Below are 568 nucleotides of genomic sequence, written 5' to 3'. Positions count from 1 at the left end.
TATTATCGTCGGACCAGTACTGGGCGTATTTGACCCTGATTTGGTATTGGGTGAGTTGATGTTTCCCTTCATCTCATTGGGTGTCGCGATTATCCTATTTGAGGGCTCGCTAACCCTAGAATTCGATGAGATTAAACAACACGGTACCGTGGTGCAAATGCTGGTATCGGTTGGTGTGCTTATCACTATCGCTATCGTAGCATTATCGACTTATTTATTATTTGATGTCGATCCTTTGATTGCACTCCTGTTTGGTGCACTGGTCTGCGTGACCGGTCCGACGGTCATTATGCCGCTGCTGCGTAGCGTGCGCCCCAATAAAACGATATCCAACATCCTAAAATGGGAAGGTATTATCATTGATCCAATCGGCGCAATCGCCGTGGTACTGGTCTATGAATATATCATCTCAGGTGGCGAAGCCAGTAGTATCTTACTATTTGCCAAAATTGTCGTATTGGCAACGGCGCTTGGTATGGCAGGCGCTTGGTTACTTGCGTTTCTCATGCGTCGTCATATGGTTCCTGAGTTTTTGCGCAATGTTTTTACCCTCGCATTCGTCTTGGTC

General features: G+C 46.5%; 1 protein-coding gene. It reads left to right on the top strand.

From position 1 onward, the window contains the following. A partial coding sequence (locus ACS8FC_RS19685) for a cation:proton antiporter domain-containing protein (RefSeq protein WP_439298028.1) occupies positions 1 to 568 on the top strand: 568 nt, incomplete at both ends.

Source organism: Psychrobacter sp. 1Y4, assembly GCF_051847555.1.
The sequence above is the reverse complement of the archived record's forward strand: the minus strand, read 5'-3'. Positions and strand labels throughout refer to the sequence as shown.